The organism is Sphingomonas sp. G-3-2-10, from assembly GCF_012927115.1.
Taxonomy (GTDB): domain Bacteria; phylum Pseudomonadota; class Alphaproteobacteria; order Sphingomonadales; family Sphingomonadaceae; genus Sphingomonas.
On sequence record NZ_JABBFY010000001.1, the window covers coordinates 1,300,195 to 1,319,601 of the forward strand.

Annotated in this window: 18 protein-coding genes; 7 read left to right on the forward strand and 11 right to left on the reverse strand. The window is 65.5% G+C overall.

The features are described 5' to 3' along the window. Positions 1–83: 83 nt before the first annotated feature. Positions 84–227, reverse strand: a complete 144-nt coding sequence (locus HHL13_RS06545) for a hypothetical protein (protein WP_169554907.1) — start codon at positions 225–227, stop codon at positions 84–86. Positions 228–483: 256 nt separating this feature from the next. Between HHL13_RS06545 and HHL13_RS06550 the strand changes: the two genes are divergently transcribed. Next, entirely contained in the window at positions 484–1,392 is a 909-nt protein-coding gene (locus tag HHL13_RS06550) for a hypothetical protein (RefSeq protein ID WP_169554908.1), read from the forward strand. On the opposite strand, the gene HHL13_RS06555 is transcribed toward HHL13_RS06550, so the two are convergent. The 3 genes from HHL13_RS06555 to HHL13_RS06565 form a co-directional block, all read right to left on the reverse strand. Further along, complete coding sequence (locus tag HHL13_RS06555) at positions 1,386–5,624, reverse strand: translocation/assembly module TamB domain-containing protein (protein ID WP_169554909.1); 4,239 nt, start codon at positions 5,622–5,624, stop codon at positions 1,386–1,388. The genes HHL13_RS06550 and HHL13_RS06555 overlap by 7 nt on opposite strands. After that, positions 5,624–7,735, reverse strand: a complete 2,112-nt coding sequence (locus HHL13_RS06560) for a BamA/TamA family outer membrane protein (RefSeq protein WP_346775489.1) — start codon at positions 7,733–7,735, stop codon at positions 5,624–5,626. The genes HHL13_RS06555 and HHL13_RS06560 overlap by 1 nt, the downstream gene beginning before the upstream one ends. 172 nt (positions 7,736–7,907) lie before the next feature. Beyond that, positions 7,908–8,351, reverse strand: a complete 444-nt coding sequence (locus HHL13_RS06565) for a MarR family transcriptional regulator (protein ID WP_169554911.1) — start codon at positions 8,349–8,351, stop codon at positions 7,908–7,910. A 119-nt stretch (positions 8,352–8,470) separates the two neighbouring features. Here HHL13_RS06565 and gntA point away from each other — a divergent pair, with 119 nt between their 5' ends. After that, the gene (gene gntA / locus HHL13_RS06570; RefSeq protein WP_169554912.1) at positions 8,471–9,157 is read left to right on the forward strand and encodes a guanitoxin biosynthesis heme-dependent pre-guanitoxin N-hydroxylase GntA; all 687 of its coding nucleotides are present in this window, start codon (positions 8,471–8,473) and stop codon (positions 9,155–9,157) included. Beyond that, the gene (locus tag HHL13_RS06575; RefSeq protein WP_169556801.1) at positions 9,154–9,750 is read left to right on the forward strand and encodes an urea carboxylase-associated family protein; all 597 of its coding nucleotides are present in this window, start codon (positions 9,154–9,156) and stop codon (positions 9,748–9,750) included. The genes gntA and HHL13_RS06575 overlap by 4 nt, the downstream gene beginning before the upstream one ends. A 247-nt stretch (positions 9,751–9,997) precedes the next feature. Here HHL13_RS06575 and HHL13_RS06580 read toward each other — a convergent pair whose 3' ends face one another. The 3 genes from HHL13_RS06580 to HHL13_RS06590 are packed head-to-tail and all read right to left on the reverse strand — an operon-like array spanning position 9,998 to position 12,418. Then, complete coding sequence (locus HHL13_RS06580) at positions 9,998–11,404, reverse strand: coniferyl aldehyde dehydrogenase (RefSeq protein WP_169554913.1); 1,407 nt, start codon at positions 11,402–11,404, stop codon at positions 9,998–10,000. After that, on the reverse strand, positions 11,404–12,165 hold the full coding sequence (locus HHL13_RS06585) for an A24 family peptidase (protein ID WP_169554914.1): 762 nt from the start codon (positions 12,163–12,165) through the stop codon (positions 11,404–11,406). The genes HHL13_RS06580 and HHL13_RS06585 overlap by 1 nt, the downstream gene beginning before the upstream one ends. Next, a complete protein-coding gene (locus tag HHL13_RS06590) occupies positions 12,155–12,418 on the reverse strand; it encodes a hypothetical protein (RefSeq protein ID WP_169554915.1) in 264 nt (87 codons plus the stop codon). Before HHL13_RS06590 ends, HHL13_RS06585 begins: the two co-directional genes overlap by 11 nt. Before the next feature lie 80 nt (positions 12,419–12,498). On the opposite strand from HHL13_RS06590, the gene HHL13_RS06595 reads away from it, so the two are divergent. Further along, on the forward strand, positions 12,499–12,942 hold the full coding sequence (locus HHL13_RS06595) for a hypothetical protein (protein ID WP_169554916.1): 444 nt from the start codon (positions 12,499–12,501) through the stop codon (positions 12,940–12,942). Between the two features lie 6 nt (positions 12,943–12,948). Here the strand turns inward: HHL13_RS06595 and HHL13_RS06600 are convergent, their stop codons facing one another. After that, the gene (locus HHL13_RS06600) at positions 12,949–13,437 is read right to left on the reverse strand and encodes an SH3 domain-containing protein (RefSeq protein WP_169554917.1); all 489 of its coding nucleotides are present in this window, start codon (positions 13,435–13,437) and stop codon (positions 12,949–12,951) included. 100 nt (positions 13,438–13,537) lie between these two features. Between HHL13_RS06600 and HHL13_RS06605 the strand changes: the two genes are divergently transcribed. From HHL13_RS06605 to HHL13_RS06615, 3 genes are all read left to right on the forward strand, one after another. Next, on the forward strand, positions 13,538–14,536 hold the full coding sequence (locus HHL13_RS06605; RefSeq protein WP_169554918.1) for a D-glycerate dehydrogenase: 999 nt from the start codon (positions 13,538–13,540) through the stop codon (positions 14,534–14,536). Between the two features lie 138 nt (positions 14,537–14,674). Further along, positions 14,675–15,127, forward strand: a complete 453-nt coding sequence (locus tag HHL13_RS06610; RefSeq protein WP_169554919.1) for a PilZ domain-containing protein — start codon at positions 14,675–14,677, stop codon at positions 15,125–15,127. A 193-nt stretch (positions 15,128–15,320) separates the two neighbouring features. Then, on the forward strand, positions 15,321–15,818 hold the full coding sequence (locus tag HHL13_RS06615; protein ID WP_169554920.1) for a PilZ domain-containing protein: 498 nt from the start codon (positions 15,321–15,323) through the stop codon (positions 15,816–15,818). A 3-nt stretch (positions 15,819–15,821) separates the two neighbouring features. Here the strand turns inward: HHL13_RS06615 and HHL13_RS06620 are convergent, their stop codons facing one another. The 3 genes from HHL13_RS06620 to HHL13_RS06630 form a co-directional block, all read right to left on the reverse strand. After that, positions 15,822–17,225: a nitronate monooxygenase gene (locus HHL13_RS06620; RefSeq protein ID WP_169554921.1), complete on the reverse strand. Its 1,404-nt coding sequence runs from the start codon at positions 17,223–17,225 to the stop codon at positions 15,822–15,824. A gap of 66 nt (positions 17,226–17,291) precedes the next feature. Continuing rightward, positions 17,292–18,422: a glycosyltransferase gene (locus HHL13_RS06625; protein ID WP_169554922.1), complete on the reverse strand. Its 1,131-nt coding sequence runs from the start codon at positions 18,420–18,422 to the stop codon at positions 17,292–17,294. Positions 18,423–18,497: 75 nt separating this feature from the next. Continuing rightward, positions 18,498–19,373 carry an alpha/beta hydrolase gene (locus tag HHL13_RS06630; protein ID WP_169556802.1) on the reverse strand — a complete coding sequence of 292 codons (876 nt, stop codon included), beginning with the start codon at positions 19,371–19,373 and terminating at the stop codon, positions 18,498–18,500. Positions 19,374–19,407 lie beyond the last annotated feature (34 nt).

Here is a 19,407-nt window from a genome sequence, read left to right on the forward strand (position 1 = left end):
TGCCGCACAAATAGAAAAACCCGCCGGCCCGAAGCCGGCGGGTAAATCTGTCCGAAAACGGGACGCCCTAAAGCGTCGCGCGATCAGGAGAAGACGACGTCGTCCGCGAAGCTGTCGGTCGTGGTTTCGGCGCCACCGGCGCGAACACGACGCACTTCCGGACGCTGCCACACGGCGCGGTCCAGGCGCTGGGCAGTGCGCTTCGGCATATTGCGCGAGTCAGTCATACAAGCTCCCCTGAAATTGTCGCAGCAACTTACCGCAATTTGTCGCACTGATTCAAGTGCTCAATAATGAAAGCATGGCCAACGACTTGGAACGCCTCGATCTATATGCGACGGAGCCACATTGTTCGGAGGATCACATGGCGGCGGCAGCCCATCCTGGCTCAATGATGGAAACCGCGCCGTGCCCCGTCATGGGACCGGGGAGGCAGCCGCGCGGATCGCAAGCGGCTCCGTGGATGCGGATCCGGGCCGGAGAATGAGCGGCACACATCGCTACGCACTGTTCGGGCTCGTCATCGAATCCGCACTTTCGCTGCCGGAACTTCGTCAGGTCGAGTCCCCCGGCCCGCCCGACGTAACGGTCGGCTTCGGCCCGGTCGCGGAATCGAAATCGCTCCCCCGCGCCGCCGGACTGTCGCGCGGCGCGCCCGGCGGCGTGCTCGAAGTCCCCGAAGTCGGGCGATACGGCATCGCTCCCGGCGCGATCACCATCGAGCGCGCACCGGGCGCGACCGAGCGCAACTTGCGGCTGTTCCTGCTCGGATCGGCGATTGGCGCGCTGCTGCATCAACGCGGCATCCTTCCGCTTCACGCCAACGCCGTAGACATGGGCGGGTTCGCGGTCGCGTTCGTCGGCAAGTCCGGCGCGGGCAAGTCGACGCTCGCCGCCGCGTTCCACGATGCCGGCCACCCGCTGCTCAGCGACGACATCTGCGTGGTCACGCCCGCAGCCTCCTGCTTCGAGGTCCAGCCCGGCATTCCGCGCGTGCGGCTATGGCGCGATGCGGTTGAGCGCAGTGGCCGCGATGCGGAGACGCTCGACGCGGCGTTCGATGGCATGGACAAATATATCGTCCCTACTCTCGCCACCCAGGCCGAAGCGCCCCTGCCGCTCGGCGCGATCTATATTCTCGAAAATGGCGGCGAGACGGATTTCGCGATGCGTCCGCTCGGCGCAAGCGCGGGGCTGCCGGCGCTGGTCCACAACACCTATCGCGGCGCATTTATCCCGATCCTCGGCGATCCGCAGCGCCATTTCCAGACCTGCCTCACCCTCGCGCGCACCATCCCGGTCTTCGCGCTGAGCCGTCCGTGGGACGTCACTCGCATCGGCGAAACGGTCGATCGGATCGGCGCGCATCTCGCGGCCCTGCCGGATCAATAATCCCGCGAGTAGCGGATGCTCACGCTCGATCCGCCGAACGACCCCGTCTGCGACAGGATCGACAGCGCCCGGCTCAGCGCGATCTCGAGCTGGGTGGCGGTAAAGCCGCGCGCGTCGGTGATCACTTCGACATAGATGTCGTCGGTGATGTACTGGCCCGCCGCCAGCGCCGTGCCCCGGCCGCTGGTGTCGTCGGCGGCGAGGATGCGCAGCCGGTCGATGCCCACCGCCGAACGCAGCTGGCCGAGCGGGTTCAATCCGCCGCCCGATCCGCGCAGCGCATTGAGCGAAGCGGCAAGCTGGATCGCTTCGGTCGCCGACAGGTTGGTCACCGTGCTGCCGAACAGGATGCGCGACAGCACTTCCTCCTGCGGCAGCGCGGGGGTGGAGGTGAAGGCGATGCGCGGCGCCTGCGCCGTGCCGGTGATGTTCAGGATCGCGGTCACGCCCTCGGCATTGGTCGTCGCGCTGATGTCGATCGTCGGATTGTAGGTGTTGCCCCCTCCGAAACGGATCGTGCCGCGATTGACGGTGAAGCGCTTGCCCGCGAATTCATAGGTCCCGCGCACCAGCGTCGCGTTGCCGGTGATCTGCGGACTGGCCGAAGTGCCGCGCACGAAGATGTTGGCGCGCCATTCGGATTCCAGCCCCATGCCGTTGATGAACAGCTCGTTCTCGGCCCGGATACGCAGGTCGAGATCGAACCGGCCCATCGCCGCCGCCTGCGCGCGCTGCTCGGGCGTCTTGAACACGTCGCTCTTGCGCCGCACGCCGGTCAGCTCGGCCACGTCGGCCGCGCCTTGGCGGATCACTTCGTAGCGGGCGTTGGGGATATCGAGCGTACCCGCGATCTTGCCCCCGTTCGGGCCGCCGGTGATCGTGATCTTGCCCGTCGCGGTGGCCGACAGCGCGTCGCTGCGCGCCAGCCGGGCATTGTCGAGATCGGCGGTGATGTTCATCGGGAAGCCCGCGTCGGAAGACAGGCCGATCGTCCCGCTGGCCTTGACCGTGCCCGATCCCGCAACGGCGTTCATGCTGTCGATGATCAGGCTGTCGTCATTGAACCGGCCATCGATGCTCAGCTTCGACAGGCGCGTGCCATAGGTCTCGTTCTCATAGGTCAGGTTGCTCGCGCGGACGACGCCCGAGAAATCGGGCGCGCGCACCCGGCCGGAAAAGTCCGCCGCGATCCCGATCGGTCCGTCCACCTGCTGGTTGGCGAACCCGGCGAGCGAGAAGATCACCGCCGCCGGACCGTTATAGCGCACCCCGCCCGAAAGCGGCGCGGCAAGCAGCCGCTCCTGCCAGCTTCCCGCGCTCGGCCCCAGCGGGCTGAGCGTCGCGACCATCCGGCCCACGGTCGTATTGCCGCGCCGGATCAGCGCGCGGGCATCGCCGCCATCCTGGGTCAGCTTGCCGATGAAGACCATGTTCACCGGCACCGAGACCTGCGCGAGGCTGGCCCGGGTGAAGTTCGAAATCTCGATCCGGCCATTGGCGGTGGGGAAGCTGCTCGGCGTGGGCTGCGAGAAATCGAGGCTGCCCGTCGCCGTGCCACCGATGCCCAAGCCAGGGATGAAAACATTGGCCAGCGCCAGATCCATGCTGTCGACGCGCGTCTGGAAAGTCAGGCCCGCGCCATAGGTGCCGGCGATCCGCGCGCTGCCGCGATCGAAGGCGATGCGCGTCGGCATCAGCTTGTAGGTCGATCCTTCGAAGGTGATCCGGGCAGGCGCGTCCTTCGGCGTGCGGAAACCGACGCCGCCGCCCTTGCCGTCCACCGCGACCAGCCATTCCTTCGGCCGGAACAGGGCATTGGCCGCGACCTTGAACGGCACCCCCGACGATCCGTCGAGATAGGCCTGCGCCGTCCCGCTGCCGCCCTTGTAGTCGATCTTCACTCGCGCGGTCTTGACCGTGAAACCGCCGCTGCGCATCGCCGCGACCTGCGCGTCGGCGGTGATCTCCGGCGTGTCCTTCAGCAGCACATTGCCGCGGATGATCGCACGCCCGATGCTCAGCTCCGCCACGCCCGGGATTTTCGCATTGTTCGCTCGCGCGTCGAAATCGGCGCGCTGGATATTGCCCTCAGCCGAAAGCAGCGCATTGCCGGTCACGCCCGATCCGACGAAATCGAGCCGCCCTGCGAACGGCCCCGCCGGGACCTGTTGCAGCTTTCCGGTCACGTCCATCCCCGCAAAACGCCCGCTGCGGATATCGATCGTCAGCGCGTTACCGGTCTGCACCAGCACATTCGCGGTGAACGGCCCATAATCGGTGTCGCCCTTCGCATCGATCGCATAGGCGCCGCTCGGGCTGCCCTTCACCAGTGCTTCGAGATTGACGAGACCGACGCCGACACCCGGACGCGGCGCGCGCAGCGCCACTACGGGCGCGGTCAGCGATCCCGTAACCCGCGCGGTGATCGGGCCATAGCGCTCCGAATAGCCATCGGCGTTGAGCAGCAGCGTGCCGTTGGTGTCGTATCGTCCCGATCCGCCGGTGATGCGGAATTCGGGCGCGTTCAGCCGCAATTCGCTGAAGGTGACGATCCCGTTCTGGTCGAACCCGACCTTGGCGGTAGCGGCGGCATTGCCGCCCAGGAAGGTGCGCACCCCGTCGCTGAAGATGCGCGTGCTGGTGCCCGCGACATGGCCGCGAATGCCCCAGCCGCCGCCGGGTGCCGCATAGAGCTCGGCGTCGGTGGTCAGGTTGACCACGCCCACGCCGTCGATCTCGTAATCGTTGACCCGCCCCTTCAGCGCGCCGGCATAATGGCCATTGCCCAGATCGGCGGCAATCACCGCTGTGGCGTCGACCCGGTCGGACTTGAGCTTGAGATTGTCGGACAGCAACTGGTCGCCCGAAATGGCGAGGTCGCCCTGCACCGTCAGATTGGTCACCAGCCCGCCCGCCGCTTCGTTCAGCCCCGATACCCGCGCGGCCTTGGCCGTGATCGGCACCAGGATGCGATCGGCATCGACCCGCGCCTTGCCCTCGGCGAACAGTTTCTCGACCCGGATCTCGCCGAAGCCGAGGATTGCGGCCTGCAGCTTGTAATCAACGATCGGCCGCGCGAACTGGCCGTTGAGCAGCATCGCGAAACGCACGTCGCGGCCGACCAGGTTGGGCGCGATCGCGCCGGGAGTCAGCAGCACCGCTTCGGTGCGGAAATTGCCGAAGCTGTTGCCCGCAAAGTCGAGCAGACCTTCGGCGGTCACGTCGAGCGCGCTGGAGCGAAGGTGCAGCTTGGTATCCGCCTTGCGATCCGCCCAGGCGAGATCGAGCGCGATGTCGAGATTGGGGGACGCCAGCCGCTCGACGGCCCCCTTCATGTACAGGCCCGGATTGGCGATCCCTCGCACGGCATAGGTGCCGTCCTTCGCGGTGATCGCCAGATCGGCGAGTTCGGCGCCGCCCAGCGTGCTGACCGCCTGCCCCTTCCAGTTCTTCCAGCTGCCGTCGCCGGTGATCGAGAAGGTCAGCGGCTGATCCACCCCCGCCAGCCCGGCGACCAGGCCGTTGGCGGGCGCGTTCAGCCGCATGTCGATGTCGAGCTTGTCCTGATCGGGCACCGCGTCGAGCTTCACCGCCAGCAGGTCGCCGCCGGCGATCCCCGGCCCGCTCAGTGTGCCGCCATTGGCGTCGATCTGCGCTCGCCCGCCCGAGATGTGCGCCTTGCCCGCCAGCTTCGCGATGTGGCGCTTGCCGGTCACCGCAGTGCCGATCTCGATCCGGGCGATGTCGATCTTGCCGATGTCGATATCGATGTCGGGCAGCAGCGGTGCGTTGGGATCGCTGGTCGTCGATTTGAGCGCGGGTAGCCGGTCGAGCTTCACCAGCGGGCTGGTAAGCGAACGGACATCGACATGGTTGGACAGATATTGGAAAGGCCGCCAGTCCATCGCCAGTTCGGGCACGGTGGCGAATGCGCCCTTGCTGTCGCGCACCTCGACGTCGCGCAGCACCATTGCGCCGTACAGGGATCCGTCGATCCGGCCGACGCGGATGTTGAGGCCCGACGCCATCGTATAGTTGCTGATCTGCCGCGCGACGAATGCCCTGCCCGGCCCGGTGTTGATCGCCAGCAGCGTCGCGCCGAGGATCAGCGCGATCGCCACCAGCGTGATCGCCACCCATTTGGCGACGCGCTGCCACACCGGCCGCCGTTCGACGACGGTGACCGTCTCGGTCTCGGTGGCGGGGGCCTGCTCGGGCGTATCGGGAGCCATCAGAACGCCTGCCCGATCGAGATGTAGAGCGAAATGCGGGACTCACCCTGCTGCCGGTTGATCGGCGTAGCGACATCGACGCGAAGCGGACCGAAATTGGTGTAGAATCTACCGCCGATTCCGGCGCCGAACCGGATATTCTTGCCGGTCGGATACAGGCCCTCATACACCTGTCCCGCATCGATAAACGGTACAATCCCGAAGTTGCCGAACCGATACCGTGCTTCGATCGCGAACTCGGCGAGGCTGCGTCCGCCAACCGGCTTGCCGTCGGGCGAGCGGGGGCCGAGTTCCTGATAGCCGAAGCCGCGCACCGATCCGCCGCCGCCCGCGTAATAGCGCCGCGACGGCGCGAGGTCGTCGCGGTCGATGCCGGGGATCGATCCGACGCGGGCGCGCCCGGCGATCACGATGCTCGGCGTCACCGGATAATAGGCCGTGCCTTCTACCATCAGCCGGGCATAGGGCCGCGCCGCGCCGCGTACCGATGCCTCGGGGCTGACATTGGCCTTGATCCGGAACCCGCGCGTCGGGTTCAGCAGATTGTCCGAGGTATCGTAGCCGAGAAATGCCGGAAGCGCGCCGATCAAATAGGTGCCGCGATCGCGTACGCCGCGGTTGAAGTTGAACCGGTCCTCGTTCGACCCGACGATTTCCAGCCCGTAATAATAGGTCCAGCGCTTCTGCCAGATCGGCGTGGAATCGCGCGAAATGCGCGCGGAGAAGCTGCCCGTGAAGGACTCGTACGCATCGAAATTGCTGCGATTGACCGACAGGCCCAGCGTCAGCGTCCGGTCGCGCTGGCGCCAGTTCGAGCGGCGGAATGTCACGCTCGCCCCCTGCTCGCTGGTGCCGATCACGCCCGATGCGATCAGTGCGCCTTCGGGCGGGAACAGATTGCGGTGCGTCCAGCTCCCTTCGAGCCTGATGCCCTGCCCGGTGCTGTAGCCCAGCTCGCCCGCCAGGGTGCGGGGCCGCCCGGCGGTCTGGCGCACGAGCAGGTCGACATATTCGGTGCCGTCCGGCCCCTTCTCGCCCGTTCGCACCGGTTCGACCGAGACGGTGGAGAACAGGCTGGTCGCAATCAGCGCCTCACGCAGATCGTCGACATGGCGGCTGTCGTAAAGCTGGTCACGGCGGAAGCGGGCAAGCACCGCGATATGATCGACCCCGAACACCTGGCGGCGCCCTTCGGTCTGGAACCCGCGAAAGCTGGCGCGCGGCCCGACATCGACCGGCAGCGTATAGTCGCCGGTATAGGCGACCTCGTCGAGCAGGATGTCGCGCTCGCCCACCTGCGCAAAGGGATAGCCCTGTTGCGGCAGGCGCAGGCTCACATTGGCTTCCGCGCCCTGCACCCGGTCGGCCTCCAGCGGATCGCCGGTCTTGAGCGGCAGTTCGCGCAGGATCAGGTCGGCAGGCACGGTCGGATCGGCGACCACATCGATCGTGCCGATGCGATAGAGCGGTCCCGGCGTCGCGGTAATCACCGCCGCCAGCCGGCCCGAATTCTGCGGGCGCTGCTCGATCGTCGAGATCGCGGTCGCGTCATAATAGCCCAGCGACTGCATCAGCCGCAGCGCCAGCCGCTCATCCTCGGCCGCGCGAGCGGAGACCATCGCGGAATTCGCCGCCTTGCCCTTGCCACGCCGCAGCGCCGAGAGTTCGCGGAACCGGTCTTCGGCGCCGATCGCGTCCAGCCCGTCGACTTCCCATTCGTAGAACAGAACGACGGTCTTGCCGTCCTTCACGCCTTCGATCTCCGCGGGTGGCGCCAGCGCAAACTCCGAAAGCGGCGGCAACGCCTGCGCGAATTCCGGTTCTTCCTGCTTGATCGCTTCCAGCTTGCCTTCCAGCGCCGCGGTCAACCGCTCGAGCGCACTCGCGCTGGACTCAGTCGCGCCGGGCGTGGGGGTGATCGGCGTAAGCGGCGCGTCGATATCGTCGCCGATCGGCGGCATCGCAGCTTCGAACACGTCATCCGGAACGATGGTTTCGTCCTGCGGCTGGCTCTCGGCAGGCGGCGGTGTTGGAGCAGGCATGGGCGCGCCCTGTCCCGGCTGGCCCGGCGACGCGATCTGCGCGCACGCCACCCCCGGTAGAAACGCCACGCCGGCCAACAGCGCAGCGCAAACCCCTTTCACACCAACCCCTTTCAAACGACCCGCACGCCTCCCTCGGCTGTCCGTATAGCGGACATCCCCGCTGCGTAACGGCCCAAACACGATTTGGCTCCAAAACATGCGCCAAGTGCATCATTTGGCGCGACAACTGGCGGAACCTTCAGCGGTCGAGCGCCTCGACCCCGGCTTCGATCCGGTCGAGCATCTCGCTGAAGCGCGCGAGTTCGGCTTCGTCGATCCCCTCGAAAATGCGCCGCTCCATCTCCAGCGCCTTGGGGGCGATCTGTTCGTAAAGCGCCCAGCCTGCGCGGCTGAGCGCAAGCAGGTGGGATCTCTGGTCCTCTGGATTGGGTGCACGCTCCACCAGCCCGCGATCGGCCAGCGCGATCGCGGCGCGGCTGACCGTCACCTTGTCCATCCGCGTCCGCCCGCACAGCGCCTGCTGGCTCATTGCCCCGCCCTCGGCCAGCACGGCGACCAGCCGCCATTCCGAAATCTTGAGCCCGAACAGCGTGCGATAGGCCGTCGCGATCGCATCCGAAATCGCGTTGGACGCGATCGACAGGCGATAGGGCAGGAACTGATCGAGCTTCAGCGTAGTCATGCGTTCACCGTGGAACCTCGCGTGCGCCAATGCAACGCAGTGATGGAACCCTGCCCTTCACGGAACGTAGTACCGCGACGAAGGGCGACAATAAAACAACCCCATTTCCGCGAGTTAACATGTTCCAATGGAAACACGAAGCGCACGACCAGCTGGAGGCGCTTCTTTTCGATCACGTCCGGGACGCGGCCTTTCCGTGCGTCGGCGCCAAATCGGCGCTCGCGCGCGGCACGCTCGAAGTGCTCGCCTGCAACCGCATCGACAGCGCGTGGGACGATCTGCGCATCCATGACCGGCTGATGCACTTCGCCTGGGCCTATGCGCAGGACAAGACGCTGTTCCGCAGCTTCGCCGTGGTGTTCGACGGCCCCTGCGATCTCGACGAAGCCGCGTTCGAAGCCGCGCTCTGGTCCCGCGTCCAGTCGCTGTCCGACAAGGATGTGTGGCGCGGACAGGATTATGATCCGGCGGTCAGCCCCGATCCCGCCAACCTGCATTTCTCGCTCAGCTTCGGCGGCGAAGCCTTCTTCGTCGTCGGCCTGCATCCCCATGCCAGCCGCCCCGCCCGCCGCTTCGATCGCCCAGCGATGGTCTTCAACCTGCACGATCAGTTCGAGCAGCTGCGCGAAGCCGGCAAATATGAGGGCCTGCGCGAAAAGATCCTGATCCGCGACGAAGCGCTGGCCGGCGACCGCAACCCCATGCTCGCCCGCCACGGCGAAGCCAGCGAAGCGCGCCAGTATAGCGGGCGCATGGTGGACGAAAGCTGGCGCTGCCCGTTCAGCTATTCCGGAGACGAACGATAGACACGATCGAAATCCCCGAACGCAGCGGCACCGCCTTCCGGCTCGCCCGTGGCGAAACCCTCACCGTGATCGATCCGCGCGGCGAGCAGGTCGCCGATCTGCTCGCGTTCAACGCCGATGACGTGGACGAAGCCATCTCGTCGGGCCGCACGCTCGATTATGCCTCGCGCATCTATCTCACCACCGGCGACAAGCTCTGGTCGAACCGGTCGAACGTGATGCTGGAAATCATAGAGGATAGGGTCGGCCGCCACGATTTCCTGCTGACCCCTTGCTCCGCAGATACCTTCCGATTGCTCTACAAGGACCTGCCTCCGCATCGCGGCTGTTTCGGCAATCTCGCCGCCGCGCTGGAGCCCTATGGCATCGGCCCGGACCGTATCCCCACCGCCTTCAACTGCTTCATGAACGTGCCGGTCGATGGCGAAACCGGCGAACTCAAGGTGCTGCCCCCGATCAGCAAGGCCGGCGACCATATCAAGCTGCGCGCGGAGATGGATCTCATCATCGGCCTCACCGCCTGCTCCGCGCCGGATTCGAACGGCGGCAGCTTCAAGCCGATCCATTACCGCGTGGAATCGGCACAACGCTGAACGCAACCGACGATTGCAAAAACTGCAATGCTACCGGTAACATTACGCACTTGCGGAATCATCTGCTGCGGTGCACAAAGCACGTGCCTTTCAGGCATCCTCTCCTAAACCTTTCAAAGGCCGCCCTTCGGGGCGGCCGTTTTTTTTCGTCCTCCACCTCCCCCTCTAGGAGGACGAATCGGGGAGCGCCGGGCGGAAGGCTTTCCCCCTACATCGTCTCCGCCCGGCGCTCTTCGCCCGGAGAACCCTATTTCATCTGACGCGCGATCGCCTTGCGAGTGGCCGCACCATAAGGCGGCTTGAACCCGGCCAGCTTCGCCACGTCGATTTTCGGCTGGCGATAGATGCTGCGCGCATGGCTGAACGTCCTGAACCCCGCTTCGCCGTGATAGGCGCCCATGCCTGACGGGCCGATGCCGCCGAACGGCAGTTCCTCCATCGAGACGTGGAAGATCACATCGTCGGTGGTCACCCCGCCCGAAATCGTCCGGTCGAGCACGCGGCGGCGCTCGGTCGCATCCTTGCCGAAATAATAGAGCGCCAGCGGCCGGTCGCGCCGGTTCACTTCCTCCACCGCGGTTTCGATCGTGTCGTATCGCCGCACCGGCAGGATCGGCCCGAAAATCTCCTCCTGCATCACCGTCATGTCGTCGGTCGCACCGCGGATGATGTGCAGCGGCATCTTGCGCGAGTTCGAGGTGGCGAAATCCTCGCCCGCCGGATTGACCGTAATCACATCGGCGCCGCGCGCGCGGGCATCGTCGATCCAGGTGGTCAGGCGCTGATAATGCCGGTCGTTGATCACCGCAGTGTAATCGGGATTGGCGAGGATCGAGGGGTAGAAGGTCGAGGCTGCCCTGGTCAGCCCCGCAATCACTTCGTCTTCCTGTTCCGCGGCGACCAGCATGTAATCCGGCGCGAGGCAAATCTGCCCGGCGTTCATCATCTTGCCCATCACCACCCGCTCGGTGGCCTGCGCCAGATCGGCGCTGCGGCCGACGATCACCGGAGACTTGCCGCCCAGCTCCAGCGTGACGGGCGTGAGGTTATCGGCGGCGGCATGGAGGATATGCTTGCCGATTCCGGTCGCGCCGGTGAACAGCAGATGATCGAACGGCAATTCGGCGAACGCCTTGCCCACTTCCGGCCCGCCACTGACGAACGCCAGTTCCTCGACCGCGAAATAATGGCCGACCACTTCCTCGAACAAGGCCGCGACGGCAGGCGTATATTCGCTGGTCTTCACCATCGCCCGATTGCCCGCCGCGAAGATGCCGGCGAGCGGACTCATCACCAGATTGACCGGAAAATTCCACGGCGCGATCACGCCGACCACGCCCTTGGGCTGATATTCGACGCTGCCCTTCGCGCCGAGCAGGCCCAGCGGGAACATCACCGGCTTGCGCTCGGCCTTCGCCCAGCCCGCCATCTTCTTCATCGCGTGCTTCAGCGGCCCGATCGACGCGCCGATATCGGTGATCATCGATTGCTCGCGGCTGCGATGCCCGAAATCCTCGCTCAGCGCGTCGCAGAAACGGTCCGCATGATCGGTCACCATCGCCACCGCACGCTTCAGCCGGTCGCGGCGCACGTCCAGCGGCACGGGCAGTTCGGCCATGAACGCCTTGCGCTGCCGCTCGAGAATATCCCGCATCAAGCCATCCTCTCATATGCCTGGCCGAGCCATGTGACCCATGCCGCCGCTGCCAGCATCACGCCCAGCGGAAGCCGATCCTGCATCCCCATCGGCTTTCCGCCAAGCCTCAAAGCGGCGACCGCGCCCAGCCCGACCATGCACGCCGCCAGCAGCACCATCGGCAGCGCCTGCCAACCGAGCCACAATCCGATCGCGCCGAACAGCTTGGGATCGCCCCCGCCCAGCCCCTCGCGCCCGCGCAGCCCGCGATAGGCAGCCGCCACCAGCATCAACGAAGCGAAGCCGGCGATCCCGCCGATCAGCCGATCCTCGACCGGCGGCGCGAAGCCCGAAAAGGCCGTCATGATCCCCGTCGCGGCCAGCGCGCCGGTAAACAGGTTGGGCAGCCAGAACGCCGCCAGATCGAGCGCGCCCAGCGCAAGCAGCAGCCAGCCGAACACCGCCCCCGCCGCGCCCTCCGGTCCCGGCGCGACCAGCCCCGCCGACATGCCGATCGCCAGTCCCAGCAGTTCGGTGACAAAATGGCTGACCGGGATCGCCGCATTGCATCGCGCGCACCGCCCGCGCAGCGCGGCGAAGCTCAGCAGCGGCACCAGCTCGAACCCCCGCAGCGTCCTGCCGCAGCTGTCGCATTCGGACCGGTTCATCCCCGCCGACGAACGCTCCTGCGGCCAGCGGATCGCGATCGTCGCGATGAAGCTGCCGAACACTGCGCCCAGCACGCCGAGAAATACCGGCCAGATCCAGTCAGGCGTCATGCGTCTCGGGCGCCTTTTTGCGGATCAGGTAGCGATAGACGCCGAAGATATTGATCGCGAACAGCGCGAGGTTCTGGGACCATAATGCCTCGTCGCTCGACATCAGGGCCCCCGCGATCCAGCAGATGCTGGAAAAGACGAACAGCGCGAAGCCCCAGCCCGTCACGCGCCGCCCGAGATCGAACGACACCATCAGTGCCGCTATCACGCCGCTGATCGAGGCGGACCATTTGAGGATGTCGACAAGCGTCATTGCCCGGTCATAGCGAGTTGCCAAACCGCTCGATACCTGCACGATGACCAGACCGGCGAATCCGAAACGGGGGGAATTTCATGCTGTCGCGGCTTCCGGCCATGCTTGCCGCTGCGCTGATCGCCGCGCCCCTGCCCGCCACGGCGCAGGATATGCAGCCCCGCTCGGTGATGAGCGCGCGCGACAGGGACAATCGCGAGATCATCCTGATCGTCAGCGACGCCCGGCCCGGAATGGAGCGGCCCTATCGCGGCGTCGTCGCCTGGGCCGGTGCGCCCGATCGCTACTGGACGATGACCTTCGGAATGGACTGCACCACGCGCGCATTCACCCGTGGCGGCTGGAACGCGTGGAATCTCAATCGCCAGAAGATCGACAACAGCTTTCCCATCGACAACCTTTATCGCGGCTATATGGCGTGGCTGGTGGCCAGGATAGTGTGCGACCGGAACGAATATTTCCGGATCACCGGGCACGAAGCGTCGGTTCAGTTCGCGCTGGATTTCCTCGCCGAAGAGCGCTGATTCGAGTCAGGGCACCACTTCGTTGGGGTCGGTCCCCCAGATATGGCTCTGTTCGACATAGCCGCCGCGCCCGCGCACATCGAAATAGCACCAGCCCTGCCGGCACCGGCTGATCCGCCCGACCACACCCGGCGCCGCGCGCCAGTTGACCCGCGCGCCGAATTGCGGCTGGGCGCGAAGCTCGGCCACGCGTCCCACGATCATCGCGGTGCGCGTGTCGCTCAGAAGGTTGACCTGCATCCAGCCTTCGGTCCCGTCCGGGTCCTGCACCTTGCGCCATTCGCCATAGACGTCGATCACCCGGATCGGCAGGTCCTCGCGCTGATAGAGCCAGCTTGCCGGATAATTGCGCCCCGGGCCGGTGCGCATCCGCGCCTTGCCGGCCGCGATCGATGCGAAATAGGGCGGCTTGCGCTGCGCCCAGGCCTCGCCCGCGTCGAGCACGGTCAGGCTCAGCGCCGCCGCGCCGAGGATGATCCAGCTCCACAAACGCATTTCGCCCCCTCGCAAAAACACTGCCGTCATTCCCTAGCCCGAGCGCGCCCGCGCCTTCAACCCGTTGACTGCGCCCTCGCGGAAGGCCAATCCGCCCGCAATGGCACATCCGGCACGCCCTTCGCACCCCAAGGTCACCGTCACGCGGGCGCTGCCCGAATCGGTCGAGGCTCGGATGAGCGAATTGTTCGAGGTGTCGCTGAACCGCGATGACATCGCGATGAACCGCGAACAGCTTGCCGCCGCAATGGCCGATACCGACGTGTTCGTGCCCACCGTCACCGACCATATCGACGCAGCGCTGATCGAAGGCGCAGGCGAACGGCTGAAGCTGATCGCCAATTACGGCGCCGGCGTCGATCATATCGACCTCAAGGCCGCCCATGCGCGCGGGATCACCGTCACCAATACGCCCGGCGTGCTGAGCGAAGACACCGCCGACATTGCGATGGCGCTGATCCTCGCTGCGCCGCGCCGTCTGGTCGAAGGCGACAAGCTGGTCCGCGCGGGCGAATGGACCGGGTGGAAGCCCACCGGGATGCGCGGCCACCGCATCGGGGGCAAGAAGCTCGGCATCCTCGGTCTCGGCCGCATCGGCCAGGCCGTCGCCGCCCGCGCCCGCGCCTTCGGCCTGCAGATCCATTATCACGGCCGCCATCGTGTGCCCGAAGTGCTCGAGGCCCAGCTCGGCGCGACCTGGCATCCCGGCCTCGATACGATGCTCGAGACCGTCGACATCCTGACGATTCACACGCCGCATACCGATGCGACGGAATTTCTGATCGATGCCCGCCGCCTCGACCTGCTCGGCCCCAATGGCTGGCTGATCAACACCGCGCGCGGTGAGATCGTCGATCCCGAGGCGCTGGCAATGGCACTGGAAACCGGCCGGATCGCCGGTGCCGGCCTCGACGTGTTCGTCGGCGAACCCGCGGTCGATCCGCGCCTCACCGCGCTGGAGAATGTCATCGTCCTCCCCCATCTCGGCTCCGCGACCTTCGAGGCGCGCGACGCGATGGGCGCCAAGGTGATCCTCAATGTCCGCGTCTGGGCCGGCGGCGACCGCCCCCCCGATCAGGTCCTGGAAGGCTGGATCTGAGCCTTTTTACTTCACGACGACTGTCGTTTTACTCCGGTTCGGAGGCATTCGACTCCGGTTAACCATGTCCGGTAAGATGTCGGAAATCTGCATCACTCAGTATTTACCCCTAGGTAATATCACTTGGGGGCGGGTGTCATGCAGCAGCGGGAATCGAGACAGGCGGTGATCGTCCTGGCCCAGATGCGCGGTCGCGACTGCTGGTCCGACATCACCATCCGCAACATCTCGCCGCACGGCATGCTGATCCTTGCCAGCCGCCCGCCCAAGCCCGGCGATTATGTGGAGATCCGCAAATCCTCACTCGTCCTCGTCGGCCGCACGGTCTGGGTGAAGGGCAAGGCGTTCGGCGTGCGGCTGATCGAACGGCTCAACTTCAACGCGCTGCTGAAGGCCGCGAACGAAAGTTTCGCTGCGGGCCGAACTTCGGTCGATTTTGCGGTTCGCGAAACCTCGCCGAAGGTCATCCAGCCGGATCCTGTTTCACGCGGTGGAGCGACTCGTGCCGTCACCTGGCTGATTACGGCGACGTTCCTGACACTCGCAATCATATGCGCGACGATCGAAAGTGGCATTGGCACGCCTCCGTAACGAGTTACGTACCACTACCTAGTCCGAGCGAGCATCCGGCTACGATCACTCTGAAATAGCCTGATTTTTTCATTTCGGCGCAGAAAGTTAACAGCGCCTTCGCCATCTCGGCCAACCTTCAGGTAACTGCCAGAACGCCAAGGGTAACCGGTGTCCAGAGAAAATGGGCACGACCGGGGCTTTGGGGGTTCAAATGCATCGACGCGAACAACGGGTGGAAATCGTTCTCGATGCGCAGATGCGACTGGACCTGGGCTGGACTCATGTCTGGATTCACAATCTTTCTGCGCACGGCATGTTGTTGTGGGCCAGCCATCCCCCGCGGCCGGGTAGCTATATCGAACTCCGCAAGGCGGCCGAAACGATCATCTCCAGAGTCGTATGGGTGCGCGAGAAGTACTTCGGCGTTCGTACCGAGGCACTTCTGGATATTCGCACGCTGCTGCGCGGGACAGCGAAACCTCCGGCCGCTCCCCCCAGCGCCGGCGCAACGCGCACGGCGACGTCGCAACTACAGGCCGAAACCTCCCCGAAAGCCGGGCATGTCCCCACCCCGCTCAGCCGCCTGGCGGAATTCGCCGCCATCACCGTCGCCACGGCCGCCGGGGCTGCGGTCACGGCGCTGCTGACCTACGATTTCCTCGCTGGCGTGTTCGCGGTCATCAATCGGCGGCTCACCGGCAGCGGCTGACGCTCAATCGCCGGTCAGGATGCGATCGACGAGCTGCTTCACGGTCGGGACGAAGCCGTTCGAATAGAACGGGTCCTTCTTGAAATTATACGCGGCATGACCCGCGAACATCAGGTTTTCGTCGGTGGGGCCGCCGTGAGCGATGTCCTGCAGCGTCTTCTGGATGCAGAAGCTGCGCGGATCGGCGAGGCGGCCGGTCGAGTTGGTCTCGGTATCCGCCCAGCTCGAAAAGGCGCACTGACTCAGGCAGCCCATGCAGTCGGCCTGGTCCTTGCGGATGATCTGCTGCTCGTCGGCGGTGACGAACACCAGCGTGTTGTCCGGCGTCTTCAGCGCATTGGTGAAGCCCAGCCCATACCATTCGCGCGCGCGCAGCAGGTCGTTGCGGGTCACCCAGAAATTCTTGCCCTTCACACCCACGTCGAGCTGGAAGGTGTGATCCCCCGCGCTCTCGGTCGAATAGGCGATCTGGCGCTCGCTGCGCGCCTCTAGGTTGCGCAGGAACGGGTTCTTGACCGCGCTCGAATAGAAACCGGTCGGCGAGAAGCGGTGCAACAGCACTTCGCCTTCCTCGATCAGCGTCAGCTTCGACTTCCACGTCTCCGGGATCGGGCTTTCCTGGGTCAGCAGCGGACGGGTGCCAAACTGGAAGACGATCTGGCCCAGTTCGGGATTGTCGATCCAGTTGTTCCAGTCGCGCAGATACCAGACGCCCCCGGCCATCACGATCGGCACGCTGTCCGGAATGCCGCCCTCGCGCATCACGTCGCGCAGTTCCTTGACGCGCGGATAGGGATCCTGCGGCTTCAGCGGGTCCTCGGCGTTGGACAGGCCGTTATGCCCGCCCGCCAGCCACGGATCCTCATAGACCACCGCCGCCAGCCATTCCGCCGCCTTGCTGTACGCGCGCTTCCAAAGCGCGCGGAAGGCGCGGCCGGAGCTGACGATCGGCAGATAGTTGACGTTGTACGACGCCGCGATCTCGCTGAGCTTGTAGGGCATCCCCGCGCCGCAGGTGACTCCGGTCACCATCCCGCGCGTCCGCTCCAGCACGCCGTGCAGCACCCGCTGCGCGCCGCCCATTTCCCACAGCACGTTGATATTGATCGCGCCCTTGCCGCCAGCGATCTCATAGGCCTTCTTCACCTGCTGGACCGCACCTTCGATCGCGTATTCCACCAGTTCCTCATGCCGCTCGCGGCGGGTAAGCGCGCGATAGATCTGGGGAATGATCTTGCCTTCGGCGTCATAGCTGTCGGCATTCACCGCGCTGACCGTGCCGATGCCGCCTGCCGCAGCCCATGCACCCGCGCTGGCGTGGTTGGTCGCCGCGACGCCCTTGCCCCCTTCGACGAGCGGCCAGACTTCACGGCCACCGTACATGATGGGCTTAAGACCTTTGAACACGCTTCCTCCAACCTAGTATGACAATTCCGCTAGACCGATAGCTGCGCGGAATCGAGTAATATCGTTTCAGCCGAGGATTCCCGGCCGTCCCATCGCTTCGCCATAGAGCGCCGCATAGGCACGGATCATGTCCGCCTCACCAAACAACGCACGGGCGCGCTCGCGGTTCGCTTCGCCGATCGCCTTGCTGCCTTCGGGATGCTGGGCAAGGATCTCGATGCGGTCGCGGAACACCACGGCATTGCGTTCCGGCGACAAATACTTCCGATTTGGCTCGGATACCATATGTTCGATATCGCCCACGGTGGAGGCGACTACGGGCAGCCCGGCGGCCATCGCCTCGATCACCGAAATCGGCGCCTGCTCGCTCAGCGACGTGAGCGCGAAAATGTCGAACAATCCGACGAACCGGTGCGGATCGGACAGGAAACCCGGCAGGATCACCTTGCCCTCCAGCCCCATCGCCTGAACCGCATTCTCGATATTGGCCCGTTCCGGCCCCTCGCCGACGATCACCAGCTTCATCCGCGTGCTCATGCCCGCCACGGCGTGCACCAGCAGCGGCAGATCCTTCACCGGACGCAGGCCCGCAATAGTGCCGATCACCACTTCGCCCGGCTTCTTCTCGAACCCCGGAATTCCCTTCGGATCGGGCTTCTTCGCATACAGCTCGGTACGGATGCCGTTGGGAATGCGGCGCAGACGGTCGGGCGTGACGCCCCACTGGCTCTGCGCGATTCCCTCCAGCACGGTGGACGGCACCACCAGCGCGTTGGCGGCCTTCAGCGCGATCTTGCGATACAGGTTCCGCACCGGGTTGAGCCGCGTCGCCTCGTCGGCATTGAAGCCGTCCTCATGATGCACGATCGGCGGCGCGCCCTTGCCGAACACCCGCGCGGCCATCGCTCCGTCGATCGCGCCCCAATTATAGGTCAGCACCAGATCGAAGCGCCGCATGAAGCGCGCGATATCCTCATAGCGCTTCACCGAGGGCCGGCCGGTCAGCGGCGGCGGGTTCTGCGCGATCTCATACTTGATGCCCTTGTCGATCGCATCGCGCGCGGCGAGCTGATCGGGCATCGCCGAAACGATCGTATGCCGCGCCCGGTCGCCGAACGCGTTCATCAATCGAACGGCGCGCGCTTCTTTCCCGCCCATGTTGAAGGTCGAGTGGAGATGGAGAATGTGGATCGGCATCGTGGCGCGGTGCTTTAGCGGGGAAAATTCACATCGTCATCCCGGCGAAAGTACGATGACCAGCGCAGAGGGATTTCAGGCGGCCATTGTCGCCTTCGCCACCTTGGCCAGCAGCTTGTCGATCGCCTTCACCACCTCGGGTTCCTCCAACGTCGGCGCATGGCCGGTGCCGGCAACCGTCACCAGCGCGGCGCCGGGCACATAGGCAATCATCTTCTCGGCGGTCGCGGGGCTCAGAATGTCCGATTTCTCGCCGCGCACCACCAGCATCGGCTTGCCCTTCAGCCCGTCGAGCGTCGGCCACATATCCGGCCCGGCCTCATTCCCCGGCACGCGAAACGGCTCGGCGATCTTCATGTCGTAATCCAGCACGATCCGGCCCGAACTGTTCAGCCGGTACAGCCGCTTGGCCATCTTCAGCCAATCCTCGATCCCGAAGCCGGGATAGCAATCGACATTGCCTTCCTGCACCCCGCGCGCCGCGTGCATCCAGGTCGGGTGCTGCACTGCCTTGCCCACATAGGTGCGGATGCGCGCCAGCCCGCTCGCTTCCAGATCCGGCCCGACATCGTTCAGCACCGCGCCGGCCAGCTTGCCGGCATCGGTCGCCGCAAGAAGCATCGTCACGATGCCGCCCAGCGAAGTCCCTACCGCCACGAACTTGTCGATCTTCAGCTCGTCGATCAGCGCATCGACATCCTGCAGATAGGTCAGCGGGACATAGGTCATCGGATCCTTGGCATAGGCGCTTTCGCCCCGCCCGCGGAACTCGACCAGAATGACGCGCCATTCGCCCGCCAGCCGCTCGGCCAGCCCTTCATAGTCGCGAACGTTGCGGGTCAGGCCCGGGAAGCACAGGATCGGCGGGCGATCTTCCCGCCCGGGATAGTCGCGGTAATGCAGCCGCAGCCCGTCCTTGGACCACCAATATCCGTCCGAATACCCATTCAGGTTGCGCCGTTCACCCATCGGTCCCCATATCGCC

Excerpts from the sequence above, each read along its gene's own strand:
- HHL13_RS06615 (WP_169554920.1), top strand. The coding sequence starts at position 15,321 with ATGCATCGACGCGAACAACGGGTGGAAATCGTTCTCGATGCGCAGATG.
- HHL13_RS06555 (WP_169554909.1), bottom strand. The coding sequence starts at position 5,624 with ATGGCTCCCGATACGCCCGAGCAGGCCCCCGCCACCGAGACCGAGACG.
- HHL13_RS06625 (WP_169554922.1), bottom strand. The coding sequence starts at position 18,422 with ATGCCGATCCACATTCTCCATCTCCACTCGACCTTCAACATGGGCGGG.
- gntA (WP_169554912.1), top strand. The coding sequence starts at position 8,471 with ATGTTCCAATGGAAACACGAAGCGCACGACCAGCTGGAGGCGCTTCTT.
- HHL13_RS06600 (WP_169554917.1), bottom strand. The coding sequence starts at position 13,437 with ATGCGTTTGTGGAGCTGGATCATCCTCGGCGCGGCGGCGCTGAGCCTG.
- HHL13_RS06595 (WP_169554916.1), top strand. The coding sequence starts at position 12,499 with ATGCTGTCGCGGCTTCCGGCCATGCTTGCCGCTGCGCTGATCGCCGCG.
- HHL13_RS06545 (WP_169554907.1), bottom strand. The coding sequence starts at position 227 with ATGACTGACTCGCGCAATATGCCGAAGCGCACTGCCCAGCGCCTGGAC.
- HHL13_RS06605 (WP_169554918.1), top strand. The coding sequence starts at position 13,538 with ATGGCACATCCGGCACGCCCTTCGCACCCCAAGGTCACCGTCACGCGG.
- HHL13_RS06580 (WP_169554913.1), bottom strand. The coding sequence starts at position 11,404 with ATGCGGGATATTCTCGAGCGGCAGCGCAAGGCGTTCATGGCCGAACTG.
- HHL13_RS06610 (WP_169554919.1), top strand. The coding sequence starts at position 14,675 with ATGCAGCAGCGGGAATCGAGACAGGCGGTGATCGTCCTGGCCCAGATG.
- HHL13_RS06585 (WP_169554914.1), bottom strand. The coding sequence starts at position 12,165 with ATGACGCCTGACTGGATCTGGCCGGTATTTCTCGGCGTGCTGGGCGCA.
- HHL13_RS06550 (WP_169554908.1), top strand. The coding sequence starts at position 484 with ATGAGCGGCACACATCGCTACGCACTGTTCGGGCTCGTCATCGAATCC.
- HHL13_RS06590 (WP_169554915.1), bottom strand. The coding sequence starts at position 12,418 with ATGACGCTTGTCGACATCCTCAAATGGTCCGCCTCGATCAGCGGCGTG.
- HHL13_RS06565 (WP_169554911.1), bottom strand. The coding sequence starts at position 8,351 with ATGACTACGCTGAAGCTCGATCAGTTCCTGCCCTATCGCCTGTCGATC.